Origin of the sequence: Flavihumibacter cheonanensis (assembly GCF_022352215.1) — a bacterium.
Lineage (GTDB): Bacteria > Bacteroidota > Bacteroidia > Chitinophagales > Chitinophagaceae > Flavihumibacter > Flavihumibacter cheonanensis.
In genome coordinates, this window is the sequence record NZ_JAKRWF010000002.1 from 331713 (window position 1) to 350381 (window position 18669).

At 46.3% G+C, this 18669-nt stretch carries 14 protein-coding genes; 10 read left to right on the forward strand and 4 right to left on the reverse strand.

What is annotated here, in order from left to right:
- Positions 1–59: 59 nt before the first annotated feature.
- The 4 genes from MD536_RS10795 (at position 60) to MD536_RS10810 (ending at position 7348) form a co-directional block, all read left to right on the forward strand.
- Entirely contained in the window at positions 60–3485 is a 3426-nt protein-coding gene (locus tag MD536_RS10795) for an amidohydrolase family protein (protein ID WP_239598915.1), read from the forward strand.
- A gap of 385 nt (positions 3486–3870) precedes the next feature.
- Positions 3871–4239, forward strand: coding sequence for a PadR family transcriptional regulator (locus MD536_RS10800; RefSeq protein ID WP_239598917.1), 369 nt, complete (start codon positions 3871–3873; stop codon positions 4237–4239).
- A 28-nt stretch (positions 4240–4267) separates the two neighbouring features.
- A complete protein-coding gene (locus MD536_RS10805; RefSeq protein WP_239598919.1) occupies positions 4268–6505 on the forward strand; it encodes a PspC domain-containing protein in 2238 nt (745 codons plus the stop codon).
- Between the two features lie 162 nt (positions 6506–6667).
- On the forward strand, positions 6668–7348 hold the full coding sequence (locus MD536_RS10810) for a response regulator transcription factor (protein WP_239598921.1): 681 nt from the start codon (positions 6668–6670) through the stop codon (positions 7346–7348).
- Here MD536_RS10810 and ggpS read toward each other — a convergent pair.
- A complete protein-coding gene (ggpS, locus tag MD536_RS10815; protein ID WP_239598926.1) occupies positions 7323–9578 on the reverse strand; it encodes a glucosylglycerol-phosphate synthase in 2256 nt (751 codons plus the stop codon). The two genes, MD536_RS10810 and ggpS, sit on opposite strands and share 26 nt — an antisense overlap.
- Positions 9579–9588: 10 nt before the next feature.
- The gene (locus tag MD536_RS10820) at positions 9589–10587 is read right to left on the reverse strand and encodes an NAD(P)H-dependent glycerol-3-phosphate dehydrogenase (protein WP_239598928.1); all 999 of its coding nucleotides are present in this window, start codon (positions 10585–10587) and stop codon (positions 9589–9591) included.
- A 156-nt stretch (positions 10588–10743) separates the two neighbouring features.
- Here MD536_RS10820 and gcvT point away from each other — a divergent pair, with 156 nt between their 5' ends.
- The 5 genes from gcvT to MD536_RS10845 all read left to right on the forward strand — a co-directional run bounded on the left by gcvT (position 10744) and on the right by MD536_RS10845 (position 15304).
- Positions 10744–11829: a glycine cleavage system aminomethyltransferase GcvT gene (gene gcvT / locus MD536_RS10825; protein WP_239598930.1), complete on the forward strand. Its 1086-nt coding sequence runs from the start codon at positions 10744–10746 to the stop codon at positions 11827–11829.
- 112 nt (positions 11830–11941) lie between these two features.
- Positions 11942–13021 carry a mechanosensitive ion channel family protein gene (locus MD536_RS10830; RefSeq protein ID WP_239598932.1) on the forward strand — a complete coding sequence of 360 codons (1080 nt, stop codon included), beginning with the start codon at positions 11942–11944 and terminating at the stop codon, positions 13019–13021.
- 42 nt (positions 13022–13063) lie between these two features.
- Positions 13064–14068 carry a polysaccharide deacetylase family protein gene (locus tag MD536_RS10835; protein WP_239598934.1) on the forward strand — a complete coding sequence of 335 codons (1005 nt, stop codon included), beginning with the start codon at positions 13064–13066 and terminating at the stop codon, positions 14066–14068.
- A gap of 2 nt (positions 14069–14070) precedes the next feature.
- Complete coding sequence (locus tag MD536_RS10840; protein WP_239598940.1) at positions 14071–14541, forward strand: SRPBCC family protein; 471 nt, start codon at positions 14071–14073, stop codon at positions 14539–14541.
- A gap of 22 nt (positions 14542–14563) precedes the next feature.
- Entirely contained in the window at positions 14564–15304 is a 741-nt protein-coding gene (locus tag MD536_RS10845) for a 2-phosphosulfolactate phosphatase (RefSeq protein WP_239598941.1), read from the forward strand.
- Here the strand turns inward: MD536_RS10845 and MD536_RS10850 are convergent.
- Positions 15285–15851: a GNAT family N-acetyltransferase gene (locus tag MD536_RS10850; protein ID WP_239598942.1), complete on the reverse strand. Its 567-nt coding sequence runs from the start codon at positions 15849–15851 to the stop codon at positions 15285–15287. The two genes, MD536_RS10845 and MD536_RS10850, sit on opposite strands and share 20 nt — an antisense overlap.
- An 86-nt stretch (positions 15852–15937) precedes the next feature.
- Between MD536_RS10850 and feoB the strand changes: the two genes are divergently transcribed.
- A complete protein-coding gene (feoB, locus tag MD536_RS10855) occupies positions 15938–18049 on the forward strand; it encodes a ferrous iron transport protein B (protein WP_239598943.1) in 2112 nt (703 codons plus the stop codon).
- Between the two features lie 11 nt (positions 18050–18060).
- Here the strand turns inward: feoB and MD536_RS10860 are convergent, their stop codons facing one another.
- On the reverse strand, positions 18061–18666 hold the full coding sequence (locus MD536_RS10860; RefSeq protein WP_239598945.1) for a thioredoxin family protein: 606 nt from the start codon (positions 18664–18666) through the stop codon (positions 18061–18063).
- Positions 18667–18669 lie beyond the last annotated feature (3 nt).

Consider the following 18669-nt stretch of genomic DNA (forward strand, 5'->3'; position numbering starts at 1 on the left):
ATGAAGGGTAAGTTCTAAATGGTTTTTAATCCTTAATTTCTGGGATTAAATTCCCCTTTATGTCTTTGATCAAATTGTTGACCGCTGGTCCGGTCTGCTTTACCCTGTTGTTGGGTGCCAACACCGTATCCGCCGATCCCGGCCGGCCTTTTCAAATCAGGCAGGCCATTACCGATACCACCAAAAAGGACAGCCTGCTGTACACTGCTTTCAAAAACCTGCCACTTAAAACAGCACGCAATATTCCAATGTCAACCACCGAAGGAACCTGGATTTCAGTGGATATGAGTCCGGATGGCAAAACCATCGTTTTTGACCTACTCGGTGATCTCTACACCATTCCTTCCACAGGCGGTAAAGCAACCCAGCTCACCCGAGGTATGGCCTTTGATACACATCCGAGATATAGCCCGGATGGTAAACGTATCCTCTTCACATCTGATCGAAGCGGTGCAGAAAACCTCTGGTATATTGACCTGGAGAAAAAAGATACGGTTCAGCTTACCAAAGACAAAAACATGAATTTTCCCAGTGCTGCCTGGACGCCTGATGGAGAATACATTGTTTTCTCAAAAGGACGTATCAATGTGCAACTCTACATGATACATAAAAATGGGGGAGGCGGTGTACAACTGATTGACGCGCCGGCTACTCTTAAAACCATTGACCCTGCGGTAAGTGCGGATGGTAATACGATTTATTTTTCTACCCGCAATGGTGGCTGGAGTTACAATGCCCCTATGCCGCAATACCAAATTGGGGTGTATGATCGCCAGAAAGCCCGCCACCATACTATTACAGATCGATATGGGTCTGCTTTCAGCCCTGTCCTTTCAAAAGATGGAAACTGGTTGGTATATGGAACACGTTATGAAGAACAAACCGGACTCATACTGAAAAACCTTAAAACCGGAAAGGAATCCTGGTTACTTTATCCTTTTCAAAGAGATGAACAGGAAAGTATTGCCACCATGGGGGTTTTGCCGGGCATGTGTTTCACGCCTGACAGCAAAGCGCTCATCGCTTCAACCGGTGGAAAAATCAAACGTATTCCCCTGGATGGTTCCAAACCAACCGATATTCCGTTTCAGGTTGAGACCATACTGGAATTGGGACCTCAACTTGATTTTCAGTTTCCTATTACAGATACTTCTCATGCCCTGGTAACACAAATCCGGCAGGCGGTTCCATCACCGGATGGGAAAAAACTCGCCTTCACTGCTATGAACAGACTTTATGTGATGGATTACCCCAATGGACAACCGAAAAGAATAACTATCAATGATTTCACCGAAGCAATGCCTGCCTGGTCGCCGGATGGAAACAGCCTGGTATTCAGTACCTGGACACCAACTGGCGGACATATATTCAAAGCCACACTTGTTGGCAAACCTGGTGTTCAGCAACTGACCCGGGAACCCGGACTGTATCAGTTCCTGGAGGTTTCACCCAAAGGCGACCGCATCGTATTTCAGCGGGCATCAACAGAAACATATAAGAAGTCTGCGGGTCCGGGTTACAATAATGCCGAAGAAGAGCTGGCCTGGATTCCCGCAACCGGGGGAGAGATCACTGTAATAGATAAGGTTATGGGCCGTTACCAGCCACATTTCACATCAATGGACAACCGAATTTACCTGAACAACAACGGACAGCTGGTTTCTATTCAATGGGACGGAAGCGATGAAAAGATTCATGCAAAAATTACCGGGATCACTACTTATGGAATGAGTCATTTTCAAAATGGCAACCCAGGAGTGGATGCCTGTATCCTAACTTCAGCCAATGCGGAGGCGATGGAAATGCAATTGCCATCCAATGCATCCCGGATAAAAATTGCACCAGATGGCAAGAGCGCGCTTGCACAAATTAATAATGAAATCTATTGGCTAACCTTGCCGCAAACCGGTAAAACAGTTACCATCAACCTGGCAGATGCAGAGAACGCCAACTTCCCTGCTAAAAAGCTGACAACTATTGGAGGCGAGTTCCCGGCATGGGGTAAGAATGGCAAACTGATTCATTGGAGCCTGGGTAATGCGCATTTTGTGTACGACCTGGAGGAAGCCCAAAGAATGGAGGACAGTATTGCAAGTGCCAAAAAGCTGGCAGCTGCAAAACCTGCCACTGATAGCACTCGCAAGGATAGCAGCCTGGTTGCCAAAAAGGATTCCACCAAAAAAGAATCCGGATACCAACCAATTGAAACAGCCATCAAAATTTATTATCAGCGGGATCTGCCTCAGGGTGCTATTGTATTTCGCAATGCCCGTATCATCACTATGAAAGGAGATGAGATTTATGAACAAGGAGATTTGCTCGTAGTGAATAACCGCATCAAGGCTGTTGGTCCGGCCGGCAGCCTGACCATCCCGAAGGGAACAAAAGAAATGGACGCGAGAGGAAAGACAATCGTCCCGGGATTCATAGATACCCATGCCCACATGTGGCCAAACTGGACCATGCATAAAAACCAGATCTGGATTTATGCTGCGAACCTTGCGTATGGTGTAACCACTACCATGGATCCCCAAACCGGAACCACGGATGTACTTACCTACTCCGACCTGGTGGAATCGGGGCAAATGGTGGGCCCCAGAGTTTATTCAACAGGTCCCGGCGTAGGGTTCTGGTCTTACAATGTAAAAGATTCCGCCCAGGCAGAAAGCATACTGCAGCAATACTCTAAATATTATCATACCAACTATATTAAGATGTACCTGACAGGTAATCGCCAGCAGCGCCAGTGGATCCTGCATGCGGCCCGGAACCAGGGTTTACATCCCACTACAGAAGGCGGATTGAATTTTAAACTGAATATGACCAACCTGATTGATGGCTATCCTGGTCATGAACATTCCCTCCCGATTTATCCTTTATACAAGGATGTTACCTCTACGATTGCAAAAGCTCAGATGGCAGTAACGCCGACCTTGCTGGTGGCTTATGGTGGTCCCTGGGCGGAAAACTATTATTTCCAGACAGAGAATCCTTATCACAATAAAAAGATGCAGCATTTCATGCCATATGAAGAACTCGCATCCAAAACCAGGCGGGTGCAGGGCTGGTTTCTTCCGGAAGAACATGTATTTAAGAAACATGCGGAAAGCATGAAAGCCATGGTGGAGCAGGGTGCATTAGCAGGAATTGGTAGTCATGGGGAGTTCCAGGGTTTGGGCTACCACTGGGAACTCTGGTCGATGCAAAGTGGTGGGATGAGTAATCATAATGCACTGAAGACCGCAACCATCCTGGGTGCCAAAACACTGGGACTCGATGAAAATCTTGGCAGTATTGAGCCCGGAAAAATTGCAGACCTGGTGATATTAGATGCGAACCCCCTGGAAAATATCCGCTATTCTGACTCTGTGCATTGGGTAATGAAAAATGGCCGGCTCTATGAAGGTGCTACCGCGAATGAAATATATCCCCGCGTCAAAACGCTCAACCGGGATGAGTTTTCCTACCCCAAACCGCTGAACTGATTTTTTACTTCACCGGTCGGGTGGCATCCGTCCAAGGCGGATGAAATAAGAAAAGGCTGTACCCAAACCCGGTACAGCTTTTTTTATACAACCATTCAACCGGAAAATAAGCCGTTCATCGAATGGGATAAAAAATCTTTGCGGGTCCTTAAATTTACAAAAGCCTTATCCAGCCTGCATTTCGCTCTAAACAAGGTAGAATCTTATCAAAATTACCTTCCTTAATCCGGTACTTTATTTTGCATAGTACTGAAACTTTCTATAGATTTGTGTTGTCAAAGGTATAGAACAGGGCTGGTGGCCGATGGCGAACGAACCTTATCCTAACAATTTTAAACCTTATCCCCTCGCCTTTCTGCCACCAGCCCCTAAAACAAAAAGTGCCATGAACATAGAAAACACTCAAAGCCAAATGCGGAAAGGGATACTGGAGTTCTGTATCCTCTCCATCATCCGCCGCGGCGAAGCCTATCCAAGTGATATCGTGGATGAGATGCGGGCAGCCAACCTTCAAATTTTGGAAGGCACGCTCTATCCACTGCTGACCCGCCTTAAAAATGCAGACATGCTCACCTACCGCTGGGTAGAAAGCAATTCCGGTCCTCCCCGGAAATATTTCTCCCTGACAGAAAAAGGGGAGGCCTTCTACCAGGAACTGGAAGCGACCTGGATAGAACTGGCAAACGGAGTGAAAGCACTCACCAGCAAGTCTGAATCGCTACCAAATATTCCTGAGAATCCAACAACCAACTAATACTTCAACCTGCTAATACTTATCAATTATGAAAAAGGTCATCAATATAAACTTCCACGGTCGGGTGATTCCTATAGAGGAAACCGCTTTCGATCTGTTGAAGCAATATACAGAGAGCCTGCGTCGCTACTTCGCTAATGAAGAGGGGCGTGACGAGATCATCAATGATATCGAAGGCCGGATCGCCGAATTGTTTTCTGATCGCCTGAAAAAAGGTGCCGTGTGCATAACAGATGAAGATGTAAATGCTATCATCGCAGGTATGGGCCGCCCGGAAGAGCTGGAAGCTGCTGAAGCGGATGCTTTCACTGCTACCGGCATGGGCAGCAGCACCGGATCAGCTCCTAACCAGTCTGCTGGTTACCAGGGAAGCAGTTCCTCTACCGGCACCTATAACACAGGTAACTTCCGCAGAGGAAACCTTTACCGCAATGCGGATGACAAAATCATCGGTGGTGTGTGTAGTGGCCTGGCCAACTACCTGGGCATCGACCCCGTGATCATGCGGATCATCTTTGTCCTGCTCTTCGGTGCGCTCTTCTGGGTATACATTCTGCTTTGGATCATCGTACCCTCCCAATCACTCAGCTCTAATATCACCAAGCGCCTGTACCGTAACCCCGATGATAAAGTCATCGCCGGTGTAGCTGGAGGCCTGGCAGTATATTTCAATATCGCTACCTGGATTCCCCGACTGATCTTTGCCCTCCCCCTTATCCTGGGTATTGTTGGTAGCGGATTCAATGCCTTCTTCTGGGACTGGGATTTTATGATGGGTCCGCGGATCATCTCCGGCGGATTGGGATCTACCCTCTTTGTAGTGTACCTGGTACTCTGGATTGCAGTACCTTATGCCACCACTGCAGCTGAAAAGCTGGAAATGAAGGGGGAGCGTATTGACCTGAACTCCATCCGTGATACAGTTAAAGGTGATCTCGAGTCTTTTAAGACCCGTGCCCAGAACTGGGGAGCCGAAGTAAAACAAACAGCTCAGCAATTCAGCGCGCACGGTAAAGCCTTCGCAGACGAAGCAGCTCCTGTTGCCCGTAAAGCCGGTTCCGGTTTGGGTAATGTAATCGGAATTCTGTTTAAAGCGTTCTTCCTGTTCATTGCTGCCATCATCGCCATCTCCCTGTTCGCTGCCCTGCTTGGTATCCTTTTCAGCGGTATGGCTATCTTCCCCATAAAGGATTTCTTCCTGGAAGGTTTCTGGCAGAATAGCCTGGCCTGGTCCAGCCTGATCCTCTTCATGGGTGTACCTATCATCGCCCTGATTACCTGGCTGGTTCGTCGTATCATGGGAGTGAAAAGCACCAATAATTACCTGGGATATACCTTCGGTGGTTTGTGGGTGATCGGTTTGTTCAGCTTTATTTTCCTGGCCGGATTAATGGCACGCAATTTCAAAAACCGTGCAGGTGTAGAAAATACCGTAACCATCAACCAGCCCAGCAAGGATAAACTTTATGTGGAAGCAGTAGGTAATAATATCCGCTACTATGGCGACGACTGGTTTGGTATCGAATGGGATGAAGATGCTCCCTTCTATGGCATCAACCGTGATAGCCTTATGCTGAAAACAGTTCGGGTGAATGTGGTAAAAAGCAACGATAGTAACTATCATGTATACACGATACGCTTTAGTCGCAGTAATACCAATAACAAAGCCAGGGAATTGGCTGAGCATATAAAATTTCCGATCAATCAGCAGGACAGTGTGCTTCAGTTACCCAAAGGTTTTGTGATCACTGCCGACGATAAATTCCGCAACCAGCAGGTTCTCGTGGTAGTAGAAGTTCCAATCGGCAAAAAGATTGAAATCGACCGCTCTGTGGAAGACTTCGACTGGTTCAATGTAAATGTGAACCGCAGAAGAGGATTCAATGTGAGCTGGGATAATAACTGGGATGATTCCTATTCCTGGGATAACAATGTTGAATACATCATGACCCGTGATGGCCTGAAACGTACCAACGAAAAGACCGAAAAAGAAATCAAAGAAGGAAAATTCAAGATAGAAAGCGATGGCGTGATCATCGAAGGCGAAATAAAAGATGGAGAGAAGAAGTATGAATACAAAGGACCGGATAAAAACCAGCCTGAAAAAAAGGACACTATTAAAGTCAAAGCTGAAGCTACAGTAATGAACGAAGAGGAAACTGATAACAGTTCGCGCATTTTGCCCTCTGTGAAAGCAATACCTTCCCTGCCAGCTACTGACCTTGATGCCAGTCCGCTAGTAATCCTGACCTCTCTGTTGAGATAACACCCTGCTCTATATACCAACCCGGCCGCCGCATCGATGAGATGGAAGGCGGGGTTGAAGTTGGAACTCCCCGCCTTTTCCAGGCGGGGATTTTTTTACGCTATCCTTTTCAAGTATAATATTTGCTTTTTACTTAGATATTTTCATTGACATTTGCCTTCTATGAATCACCTTGAACCTCCTGTGAATCTTCAGATTGCAATGATCGATGACCATGTTCTGCTACGTAATGGTCTTGCCAAAATCATCAATGAATTCAACGGCTTTGAAGTCAGCCTTCAGGCCAATAACGGAAAAGAATTTATTGAACTGATCTCCACCCGCAAAAAACCTGACATCGTTTTACTGGATGTGAATATGCCAGTCATGAATGGATATGAAACCGCGAAATGGATCCATTCTCACCTGCCTGGAACAAAAATGTTGGTATTGAGTATGCTTGATGCCGATTATGTGTTCATTCGCATGCTGCGACTGGGAGCCAGGGGTTTTATGATCAAAGACAGTCATCCCGAACAATTTTACCAGGCACTGGTTCAGCTCAGGGACCAGGGATATTATATGAATGAAAATTTTTCACCAAGGATGGCCCAACGGTTGAAAAATGATCCGGGACAAACGAGCAGCATATCCCCACTGGATCCTCCCAAACTTTCTGATAAGGAACTTGAATTCCTCAAGCTGGCCTGTACGGAGATGACCTACCGTGAAATTGCAGATGCATTAGGGGTCAGCATCCGTACAGTGGACAGCTATCGGGATGTACTGTTCGACAAACTGGGGGTTTCAACCCGCGTCGGACTGGTACTGTATGCTATTAAAAATGGTATTGTAATGATTTGATGGATTCCATCTCCTGCATGAAATCATTACTCCAGTAACCAATATCATAATAATTTACGGTATCGAATAAACGCGACATCCGCATATCTCTTTCTTCCGGTTCCATCAATATTGCCTGTAAGAGCACCTCTTTCAGGGAGCGTTTATCATAAGGATTCGTCCGGAGTGCATAACCCATTTCTACCGAAACACCGGCAAATTCAGAAATGATAACCACTCCTTTGTTTTCTTCCTTGAGTCCCTGTACCGCTACATACTCTTTCGCTACCAGGTTGAGGCCATCGCGCAGCGGAGTAATCCAGGCGATATCTGATACCGCATAATAGGCAACCAGCTCTTCAAAAGGAAAAGAACGGAAGAAAAAGTGAATGGGCGTCCAACCAATCCGACTGTATTTGCCATTGATTTTTCCAACTGCCTGCTCCAGCTCCTGCTGCACTTTTTCATAAATCTTCATGCCTTTGGCAGGAGGTGTACAGATATTGATCAGCTCTACTTTTCCATGAAATTCCGGATACTCTTCCAGGAATTCCTGGAACGCGTAAATTTTCTCCAACGGTCCTTTTACATAATCCAGTCGCTCTACACTCAATACAATCTTTTTATTCTCACCTACCTGATCCCGGAGTTGCTGCACCAGCTTCCTGCGTTGTGCTTTTTCATAACATTCCTTGATATAACCGGTATGTACACCAATAGGATGTGCGCCCAGCTTCACTTTGCGGGATCCGGCTTCAATGAGTCGCGGCATTTTTTCAACACCTAACGGGCAGCTATAGCTGAGGAATCGTTCCGTGCAATTTTGTTCTTCCAGCACTGTAACCGGCAACAAACTTCTCACAACATCTACAAAGTTTTCTGCATATCTGGGAATATGGAATCCGATATAATCACATTGGAGCAGGCTTCCAATAATATCACCTCTCCAGGGGATGATGTTGAAAATATCAGCCGGCGGGAAACTGGTATGATGGAAAAATGCAATATTCAGATCAGGTCTTAGCTGGCGCAAAATTCCTGGCACCATCCATAAATTGTAATCGTGAATCCAGACATTGGCGCCATAATCGGCCTCTTTGGCTGTCTTTTCTGCAAAAAGCCGGTTGATATGCACATAATGATCCCAATGATCGTGGTTGAAAGTAGCTTTATCAATGAAAGAGAAAATAGTAGGCCAGAAGGCTTCTTTCGAAAAGACCTTGTAAAAAAGCTCCACTTCCTTTTTAGTAAGCCCTATTCTTCCTGCTAACAGGTTGGGATATTTTTCTTCATCAATATAGATGTTACGCAATTGCGAGCCGGTTTTTTCAACTTCCTCCCAGGCAATCCAGGTACCGGACCGACCTTCGCGGAAGAAACCCATCAGGGAGGGAATGATACCATTGGGACTGGTAGGCGGTACATGTTTACGTTCGCCATTCACTTCCCTGATTTCATAAGGCAGGCGATGGTATACCATCAACAACTGGTTTTCACCGGCAGCCGGCATTTCATTGCTTTCTTCCAGCGCCGGATCATATTGATTAAATGCGCCAAATGCTCTGAAGGCTTCCAGGATACCACCACAACCCGGACGTTCCGCCTGGTAAATGAGCGACTGTCCGGCTGTTGCTTCAACCAGCGCAGGCTCTGCTGCACCCACTACTACTCCTTTATAACCAGTTTGGTATAAAGAAAGATCGTTCAGGGTATCACCGGCCACCAGGATCTGATCTTCAGATACATTCAACAGCTTTACCAATTGTTTCAGGGTGTAGCCTTTATTAACTCCGGGGGGAAGAACATCCAGGAATTTACCGGCTGAAACCAGCACATCACAACCCAATTCGGCAGCGGAAGCTTTTAACTCCTCCATATCGGTTTCATGATCAAAGAAATAAGAACTACGCCTGGTCATTGGAACTTCCTGGCGTTTCAGGCCACGAATATCTTTCAGACGGTTATTCACTACAAGCGAACCCGGCCACCTGTTTTCAATTTCAGACTGAATAGGTTGGATAGGTTCCAGCGTGCGACCATTTACAACTGTAGCACCTACGTCGCAAATAATATAATCTGGATTAGGGATCACAGGGTCATTCAAAAGAGGGATAACAGTTTCCAGACCTCTACCTGTAACAAAGACCAACCGGACGGTAGGATTCTCCCGAATCACCCGGTACAGTTGCTGTTTGTCAGCACTTTTACCACCTAAAAAAGTTCCATCCAAATCCGTTGCTAATAATAACATACTATCAATTTTATCGTAAATAATGTTCAAGCAGTCTCATCTCATTAAACGGAGAAGACTGTTTATATAATATCCGGTACACCGCCGATAAGAGCGGTAACTGGAGTTTGGCTGCATTTGCCAGCATATAGAGTCCGCGTGCGGCAGGATAACCTTCCGCCACCATCTGCATATGCGTTTGTGCCATGTTTACTGAATAACCCCGACCAATCAACTGGCCAAAAGCCCCGTTCCGGCTAAAACCTGAATAGGCAGTAACCAGGAGGTCGCCGAAATAGGCAGAATCATTTAAATCTCTAGGGGCCGGATGTAGGGTGTCGACGAGGGTCCTGGTTTCTCTCAGGGCATTGCTGATCACCACTGCCAAAAAATTGTCACCAAAATTCATTCCCCTCACGATCCCGGCAGCAATACCGACTACATTTTTCATGATGGCGGCCAACTCTACACCCATGGGATCCTGATTTTGGATCACTTTCAGGTAGGGAGAACTAATTGCTTCAGCAACCTCCTGCACAGCAGTTGTATCAAAACCAGAAACGGTGAGGTAGGTTTTTCTGCCCATGGCAATTTCTTCCGCATGGCAGGGTCCTCCAAGTACAATGCAGTCTCTTGCATTAGTACCCAGTTTTCTTGCCAAAAACACAGAGGGAATTTCACCTGTTCCGGGTACCACACCTTTGATAGATACCAGCAATCGCTTGCCGGGAGGTAATACTTCTTCCCAGTCTGAAAGCGTTGATTCCAAATAGGCGGAGGGTACGGCAAATAAAATATGGTCAGCGGCATTCACTGCTGTGGCAATGTCGGCCACCGGATGAATCGTATCGAGATTAAGCGATAGGTAATTCAGATAATGTTGCGGACTCCGGTGCATCAAAATATGATCCACATGGGCGGATGACCTTAATAACCAGGTCACCTGCACGCCGCTTTCTGAGAAAATCTTTACCAGGGCTGTAGCCCAACTTCCACTGCCAACTATACTGATTTTTTGTAATGCAGGCATGGTGCAAAGGTACCCCATAATGCCCGGTAATCAGGCCTTAAGGCGTTTATTAAAATCATAATACAATGATTATTAACATTTTAAACAGCTTATTTTAATGGTATTTTCATATGAGACAGTTTCCCGGTACTTTTGCGCCACACTATCAGCTAGCCAATGAAAAATACTCCCTTTACCGCCAAACATCAGGCCCTCGGAGCCAAAATGGCACCCTTTGCCGGATACAATATGCCCATTTCCTATACCGGGATCAACGACGAACATGCTGCCGTAAGAACCAATGCCGGTGTATTTGATGTAAGCCATATGGGCGAATTCATACTGAAAGGTGCAGGCGCCGTGGATTTGATCCAGCGTGTTACTACCAATGACGTTTCCAAACTCACTAAAGGAAAAGCGCAATACAGTGCCCTGACCAATGAGGAAGGTGGTATTGTGGATGACCTGATTATTTACTGCGTTGAAGAAAACCAGGTATATATGCTGGTGGTGAATGCCAGCAATATTGAAAAAGACTGGGAATGGATCAGTAGATTTAATACCGGTGGAGTTGAAATGCATAATATCTCCGACAAAACCTGTCTGCTGGCGATCCAGGGACCCAACGCCACCAAAATATTACAGCCACTAACGGAGATGGATATCCTGAATCTGAAATATTACACTTTTGTAAAAGGGCCGTTTGCGGGAGTGGATAATGTGCTGATCAGCGCAACCGGTTATACCGGATCAGGCGGTGTTGAAATTTATTTTGAAGACAAAGACGGTGCTGCAGATAAAATTTGGGATGCCATTTTCGAAGCAGGAAAAGCAGCCGGTATCAAACCAATTGGTTTGGGTGCAAGGGATACCTTAAGACTTGAAATGGGCTATTGTTTGTATGGTAATGATATTGACGACAGCACATCACCGCTGGAAGCCGGACTGGGTTGGATTACCAAATTTTCGAAAGATTTTACAGCCCGGAATATTCTTGAAGAGCAGAAAGCCGCCGGTGTTCAACGCAAGCTGGTAGGATTTGAAATGATTGACAAAGGCATTCCGCGCCACGATTACCAAATTGCAGATGCAGAAGGAAATATCATCGGAAAAGTAACCAGCGGTACACAATCGCCCAGTCTGCAAAAAGCAATTGGATTAGGATATGTTACTATCGGTTATGCACAACCGGATTCAGAAATTTATATCCTGGTTCGCGATAAAAAACTGAAGGCGAAAGTGACCAAACTTCCCTTTAGCTGATTGTTAAGATCTCATTAGAAAGGCCGCCGCTTACCTGCGTTGCGGCCTTTTTTTGTAGCTTTGCTACTCCCACACCCATCCGCCTGCCTTATAATTCACTAAATTTTTATTCATGAGAGAATACTTGAATCAAACATTTTGGGGAAATACTTATTTGGCTTATTTGATAGCAGCAGCAGGAATTTTGGTTGCCTGGATTATTGTTCGGTTAGTAAAAAAATACGCGGTAAAAAAACTGCAACAACTGGTTTCATCAACTGATAACCAGTATGATGATATGGTTATAGAAGGAGTGGAGAAATTTGTAATTCCCTATATCTACCTCTTTGTAAATTATAATATTATTACTCATCTCAGCTTGCATCCAAGGCTGGCCAATATACTTCGGGTAGCGATCACTGTTATTACGCTGTATTATGCTGTCCGGCTGGTGAACCATATCCTGGGTGCCATGCTGAAGGGATTCATGGAAAGAAGGCAGGAAACTCCCGAGCGGATCCGGCAACTCCGGGGAGTGATGATCGTATTGAAAGCGATCGTATGGTTTCTTGGTATTGTATTGTTATTAGACAATCTTGGTTATGATGTTGCCACCATTATTGCAGGTATGGGTATTGGTGGTATCGCCATCGCTCTTGCAGCACAAACCATTCTGGGCGACCTCTTCAGTTATTTTGTGATCTTCTTTGACAAACCATTCGAGATAGGTGATTTTGTAAATGCGGATGGAAAGATTGGAACCGTTGAATACATTGGAATAAAAACTACCCGCATTCGTAGTATCACTGGTGAGCAGGTGATCATGTCGAACACCAAACTAACCAATACGGCACTGCATAATTTCAAACGAATGGAAAGAAGGCGGATTGCGTTTAGTATTGGTGTAACCTATCAGACTACTGCTGAAAAATTGAAGCAGATCCCGGGCATCATAGAAAAGGCTATCAAGGCTCAGTCGATCGCAGCTTTTGACCGTTCGCATCTGTCTGCTTTTGGCGATTTCAGTATCAATTTTGAAACTGTCTATTTCATTGAAACACCTGATTATCTCGCTTTCATGAATGCACAGCAGGAAATTTACCAGGCTATTTTTGAAGCGTTTGAAAAAGAGGGAATCGATTTTGCCTATCCTACTCAAACCCTGTTCCTGGAAAGAGCCAGCCAGGATACAGGTGCAAAGACCACTGAATAAAGCTGCACCGATTTTCCTACATTCATGGCTCAAACAACCGCTATGAGAAGCTTCGGATGGATCGTATTGCTTGCTCTTGGATTAACAGCAGAAGGCCAAAGTACCCAACCAACCTTTGCGGAACGATTAGGCTTTCCAAAAGGATCCAAAGTTGTAATCCTGCATGTGGATGATGCAGGCATGAGTTATGATGCCAACCTGGGTGCGATGCGCGCACTTACCGAAGGCGTTGCCAGCTCTGTCAGCGTTATGATGCCCTGCCCCTGGGTACCGCAGTTTATGAACTGGTTGAAGGAAAATCCGAAAATCGATGCCGGCTTACACCTTACCCTAACCTCTGAATGGAAACAATATAAATGGGGGCCTCTCAGTGGATACCCTTCCGTACCAGGTTTGGTAGATACATCAAGTGGAGCCATGTATGCCTCTGTTCCAGAAGTGGTTCAACATGCCAAACCTGAAGAAGTAGGTATGGAAATCAGTGCACAGATTCTTCGCGCCAGGCAAATGGGTTGGGAACCAACCCACCTCGACAGCCATATGGGTACACTTTTTGCGCATCCTGGATTTACCATGCAATACGTACAGGCCGGAATCCGGGAGCGCATCCCGGTGATGGTTCCAGGAGGCCACAATACCAATCTTATTGAAGATGATCCTTCACTGGCTAAGCGAAAAGCAGAGACCGATCAATTGGGCACTATGCTCTGGAATGCCGGTTTGCCTGTGCTGGATGATCTCCACAATAAAAGTTATGGCTGGAAAATTCCGGCGGAAGCGTTGAAATCGGATAAAGCCCTGGCGGCCTATGCAACCAAACAATATATCCAGGCCCTGGAAGAATGCAAACCCGGCCTCACCATGATGATCATGCATTGTACCCAGCCAACCGAAGTGTTTGAACAGATCAGCGACAGTGGTCCCAGGCGGAAAGCAGATCTATTTGGAATGTTATCGCCTCAGGTAAAAAAATATATCCGGGACAATGGCATTATCCTGACCACCTGGAGAGAATTGATGGAAAGAAGAAAACAGCTTTCGAAGTAAACATGCCAACCATTCATCTGACCAGTTTTATCCAGGCGCCGATTGAAAGGGTATTTGATCTTTCACGCAGCATCGACCTGCACAAAAAATCCATGACTGACAGTGCTGAGGAAGCCATTGCCGGCACCACCAATGGCCTGATCCAATTGGGGGAAACAGTCACATGGAAAGGCAAACACCTCGGCAAAACACGCTATCATAAATCCCGGATTACTGTACTTCAAACACCCGTGCATTTTATTGATGAAATGGTGGAAGGGGATTTCAGGTCCTTTGAACATGCCCATCATTTTATGAAAATTGAAAATGGCACCATCATGATCGACCTGCTCAATTATGAAGTGCCGTATGGGGTGATTGGCCGGCTGGTAGACCGGTTTTATCTTTTCCGGCACCTGGTAAAAATGATGGAAGCCAGAAACTTATATATTAAACAAACGGCTGAATCAGAGAGATGGCGGCAATTTTTGTGAGCCACCCTTATCTTTGCAGCCCATGAACAATCGTCCCAGCCTCTTTACATCCCTGTCTCCCGCCCTTTTACATCTCTATGATGTTCGCGAAAGTATTGTTGTAATAATTGATGTGTTGAGGGCCACCTCCACCATCGCAACCGCCCTCTACAATGGCGCAAGCTCCGTGATACCGGTGGATTCTGTGCAGCGTTGTATTGAACTGGGCGGACAAATAGGCGCTATCACTGCCGGAGAGCGGGATGGAAAAGTGGCACCCGGACTAGCCTATGGCAATTCCCCTTTTGAATACCCCCGCAGTTTTGTGGAGAACAAGACACTGGTGCTGACCACCACCAATGGAACTAAGTTGCTGCACATGGCTTTAAACAATGGTGCTCCGACCGTGATAACTGGTTCTTTTCCCAACCTCACAGCAGTTTGCGACTACCTGGTAACCGAAAAGCGTAACGTAATACTGGGCTGCGCAGCCTGGAAAGATCGGTTCAACCTGGAAGACACCCTTTTTGCCGGAGCTGTGATTGACCGCATCCGGGAGCATTTTGAAATTAACTGCGATTCCTCTCAAATGGCGGCCACTCTTTACCAGGAAGCGCGGGAGGACCTTTATGAATTCATGAAGAAAAAGGACGCATCTCATTATCATCGCTTGACAGGCTACGGATTGGAAAAAGATATTCGTTATTGCCTTACTGCAGATGGCGCCAATGTTTTACCCATTTATATTGATGGCCGACTAGTAGTTAACCAAGCGGTTTCTTGAGCACATAGGTGGTGAGTCCGGATGCCGCTTCAGCAGAAGCAGCTACGGTAAACCCTGCTGTTTCATAAAAGCCCAGGCTGTTTTCGTTTTCACTGCTCAGCCATAATTCCTGCAAACCCGCTTCCCGGGCCTGTTCAGCGCAGCTATCCAGCAGCCATTTTCCATAACCCCTGCCTCTGACACTGAAATCCACCGCCAGCAGCCAGATATAGGCAAAATTCTTAGCGAGCTGGGAGATCAAGGCCTCTGGCGTCTGCTCATGCAGATTGAAACGCTCCCATGCATCCAGCACATAAGCTGGTTGGCCGGTCATCTTAAAAGGATCAAGTTGAGGAGGAAATACGGTTCCCGGAATCCAGGCGAGCACCCCGGCATTGCCCGGAGCCAGGATGATTTCTCCTTCTGTGAGGCAATAATCCAATGCTGCATTGAAATAAGCTTCCATCCCCCTGTTCCGCTGCTGGTCGGTGCCCTGGAAACTATACCGAAAAAGGGGATCATCACTGAAGTTACTGGTGAGCAAAAGAGAACATTGTAACAGATTCATACTGCAAATATCCCTGACCTTTCCCGAATTCGTAAGCGTAATGGTGCGCGGATCGGTATTTTTGCACACTTAACAGATCTGACGGCATGATTCAAATTGGATTAGTAGGCAACCCGAACAGTGGAAAGAGTTCTCTTTTTAATGCATTGACGGGCTTGAACCAGAAGGTGGGCAATTTTCCTGGCGTAACGGTTGATAAAAAAACCGGTATCTGTGATTTGGGAGAGCAGCAAAAAGCAACCCTGATCGACCTTCCCGGCACCTACAGCCTCTATCCAAAACGGGGTGATGAATGGGTAACCTACCAGGTACTGATGGGCCAGGACAAAGAAGTGAAACTCGATATGCTGATTCTACTGGCCGATGCCAGCAACCTCAAAAGAAACCTGCTCTTTGTTTCGCAGATCATTGACCTGAAGATCCCGGTAATTGTAGCCCTGACCATGATGGACCTTGCCCGAAGTAAAGGCATTGAGGTCGATCTGGAAGGACTGGAGAGGGAACTTGGGGTTCCGGTTGTAGCTGTAAACCCCCGCAAATCAAAAGGTATTCCCCAGCTTAAAAAAATCATGGCCGCCACCGCAAAGGGTCAGTACAAAGCACCTGCCTTTGATTTTATTGCCAATCACGAACTGGCTGCCGGTCCGGTTTCGGAAGTGAAGCAACTGGTACCCGGGCTCAGTGATTACAAGGCCATACATTACCTGATCAATCATGAAAGTTTTGAGTTGGGGGCTGGGTTGCAGGAAAAGATCGAAACCGCGGAAAAAAATCATGCATTCAATCCTACCAAAACCCAGGCGGAAGAAATTCTGCAGCGATACGCCCGGATCAAAACCATCATGGGCCAAACAGTTGCAGAACCTGATCCCTTACACAAAACCATACTCACGGATAAACTGGATTCAATTCTCTTACACCGGGTTTGGGGTTACCTGATCCTGCTGGGTGTGTTGTTCCTGCTCTTTCAAAGTGTTTTCCTAATTGCTCAATACCCAATGGATGCGATTGAAACCGGCTTTGGTGCACTGGGCTCCTGGCTGGGTGAAGTATTGCCCGCAACCTGGTGGAGTGATTTGCTGATCAATGGAATTGTTGCTGGGCTAGGGGGCATCGTAATATTTGTACCCCAGATCATGATTCTGTTTGGATTGATCACTATCCTGGAAGACACCGGTTATATGGCGCGAATCAGTTTTTTAACCGATAAGCTCATGCGAAAAGTGGGACTGAATGGAAAATCGGTTATGCCGATGATCAGTGCCTTTGCCTGTGCAGTACCGGCCATCATGAGTGCCCGCAATATTGAAAATAAAAAGGAGCGATTGCTTACCATCCTGGTAACACCCCTCATGAGTTGCAGCGCCCGGTTACCTGTTTATACCATCCTGATTGCATTGGTGATTCCGCAAAAAATGATTGGAGGTATTGTGAGTTTGCAGGGTTTGGTAATGATGGGACTTTATCTGTTGGGAATCGTACTGGCGATGGCGATCTCCTGGATTGCAAAATGGTTTATTCAGAATAAGGATAAAAGTTTTTTCATCCTGGAACTGCCCATGTATCGTGCACCAAGATGGAAAAATATTTTCACCACGATGATACAGAAGGCACAGATTTTCGTGTTTGAGGCCGGTAAAGTAATCATGGTAATCAGTTTGCTTTTATGGGCGATGAGTTCTTATGGGCCGGGAGAGCGCATGGCACAAGTAGAAGCAGAGTTTGCGGCGCTAAAAGCTGCACAACCGGAGGCGTTGGAAGAACTGGAAAAAGCTGAAGCTTCCGCTAAACTGGCTAATTCCTATGCCGGCATCCTGGGTAAAGCCATTGAGCCGGCTATAGAACCATTGGGCTACGACTGGAAAATTGGTATCGCGCTTATCACTTCTTTTGCAGCACGTGAAGTGTTTGTAGGAACGATGGCAACCCTCTACAGTGTGGGTGATTCGGATGATGAAAGCGGTTTGCTCCTGAGGGAAAAAATGCAGCAGGAAAAAAAATCCGATGGCAGTCCGGTTTACAGTCTGGCCACCGGATTATCCCTGATGGTATTTTATTTATTGGCAATGCAGTGTATGAGTACGCTGGCTGTGGTAAAGCGTGAAACCCGTTCCTGGAAATGGCCGATGATTCAGCTGGCTTATATGACCGCATTGGCTTATGTCATGAGCTGGCTGGTTTACACCATCGCCTCCTGACTTCTCACGTCTCACATCTGACATCTCACTTCTTCCATAAACTCCTCCGCCACCTCCATACCCTTATTCTTAGCATACCAGGCGTGGAGCTGATTATAGAGTTCTTCTTTGGGAAGTGTACCATTCTGCTTTAGCTCATCAAGAAGCTTTTGTGCAGATGTGGGTCTTGGTCCCCATGTTCCAACTACACTTAGGTCTTCCTCTCTCATCAGGATGATTTTGGGAATAGAGCGGGTTCCATTCGTCAGGAACTGATCCATTATGTCGAGGTTTTCATCTCTTAAAATAAGCCGGTGTTGAATTAAAGGATTAACCGCGGCTAATTTTTCAACAATGGGAACCACCTGTGCAGCATCTCCACACCAACCTTCTGTAATGGTAAGCCAGATCATAGGGGTTTCTATATTCAGGAGCTGTTGTTCCAATTCTTCCGGAACCGTCCAGGTTTTATCCCAGCGATTCATACGTTGTACATTGAGGCGCGTATAATCGACCAGCCATTCTTCCTGGTTGGGACCAGTTGTTTTTCCGGATTCAACAAGGTCATTTAAAGTTTTCCGGTAGGTGCTATAGGATACAGCCTGGTCAATGACCAGTTCATTCATGTGTGTCATCATTTG

What these genes read in the sequence shown, in the direction of transcription:
- MD536_RS10810 (WP_239598921.1), top strand. Translation starts at nt 6,668, where the DNA reads ATGAATCACCTTGAACCTCCTGTGAATCTTCAGATTGCAATGATCGAT.
- MD536_RS10800 (WP_239598917.1), top strand. Translation starts at nt 3,871, where the DNA reads ATGAACATAGAAAACACTCAAAGCCAAATGCGGAAAGGGATACTGGAG.
- feoB (WP_239598943.1), top strand. Translation starts at nt 15,938, where the DNA reads ATGATTCAAATTGGATTAGTAGGCAACCCGAACAGTGGAAAGAGTTCT.
- MD536_RS10845 (WP_239598941.1), top strand. Translation starts at nt 14,564, where the DNA reads ATGAACAATCGTCCCAGCCTCTTTACATCCCTGTCTCCCGCCCTTTTA.
- MD536_RS10795 (WP_239598915.1), top strand. Translation starts at nt 60, where the DNA reads ATGTCTTTGATCAAATTGTTGACCGCTGGTCCGGTCTGCTTTACCCTG.
- MD536_RS10835 (WP_239598934.1), top strand. Translation starts at nt 13,064, where the DNA reads ATGAGAAGCTTCGGATGGATCGTATTGCTTGCTCTTGGATTAACAGCA.
- MD536_RS10805 (WP_239598919.1), top strand. Translation starts at nt 4,268, where the DNA reads ATGAAAAAGGTCATCAATATAAACTTCCACGGTCGGGTGATTCCTATA.
- MD536_RS10820 (WP_239598928.1), bottom strand. Translation starts at nt 10,587, where the DNA reads ATGCCTGCATTACAAAAAATCAGTATAGTTGGCAGTGGAAGTTGGGCT.
- ggpS (WP_239598926.1), bottom strand. Translation starts at nt 9,578, where the DNA reads ATGTTATTATTAGCAACGGATTTGGATGGAACTTTTTTAGGTGGTAAA.
- MD536_RS10830 (WP_239598932.1), top strand. Translation starts at nt 11,942, where the DNA reads ATGAGAGAATACTTGAATCAAACATTTTGGGGAAATACTTATTTGGCT.
- MD536_RS10850 (WP_239598942.1), bottom strand. Translation starts at nt 15,851, where the DNA reads ATGAATCTGTTACAATGTTCTCTTTTGCTCACCAGTAACTTCAGTGAT.
- gcvT (WP_239598930.1), top strand. Translation starts at nt 10,744, where the DNA reads ATGAAAAATACTCCCTTTACCGCCAAACATCAGGCCCTCGGAGCCAAA.
- MD536_RS10840 (WP_239598940.1), top strand. Translation starts at nt 14,071, where the DNA reads ATGCCAACCATTCATCTGACCAGTTTTATCCAGGCGCCGATTGAAAGG.
- MD536_RS10860 (WP_239598945.1), bottom strand. Translation starts at nt 18,666, where the DNA reads ATGATGACACACATGAATGAACTGGTCATTGACCAGGCTGTATCCTAT.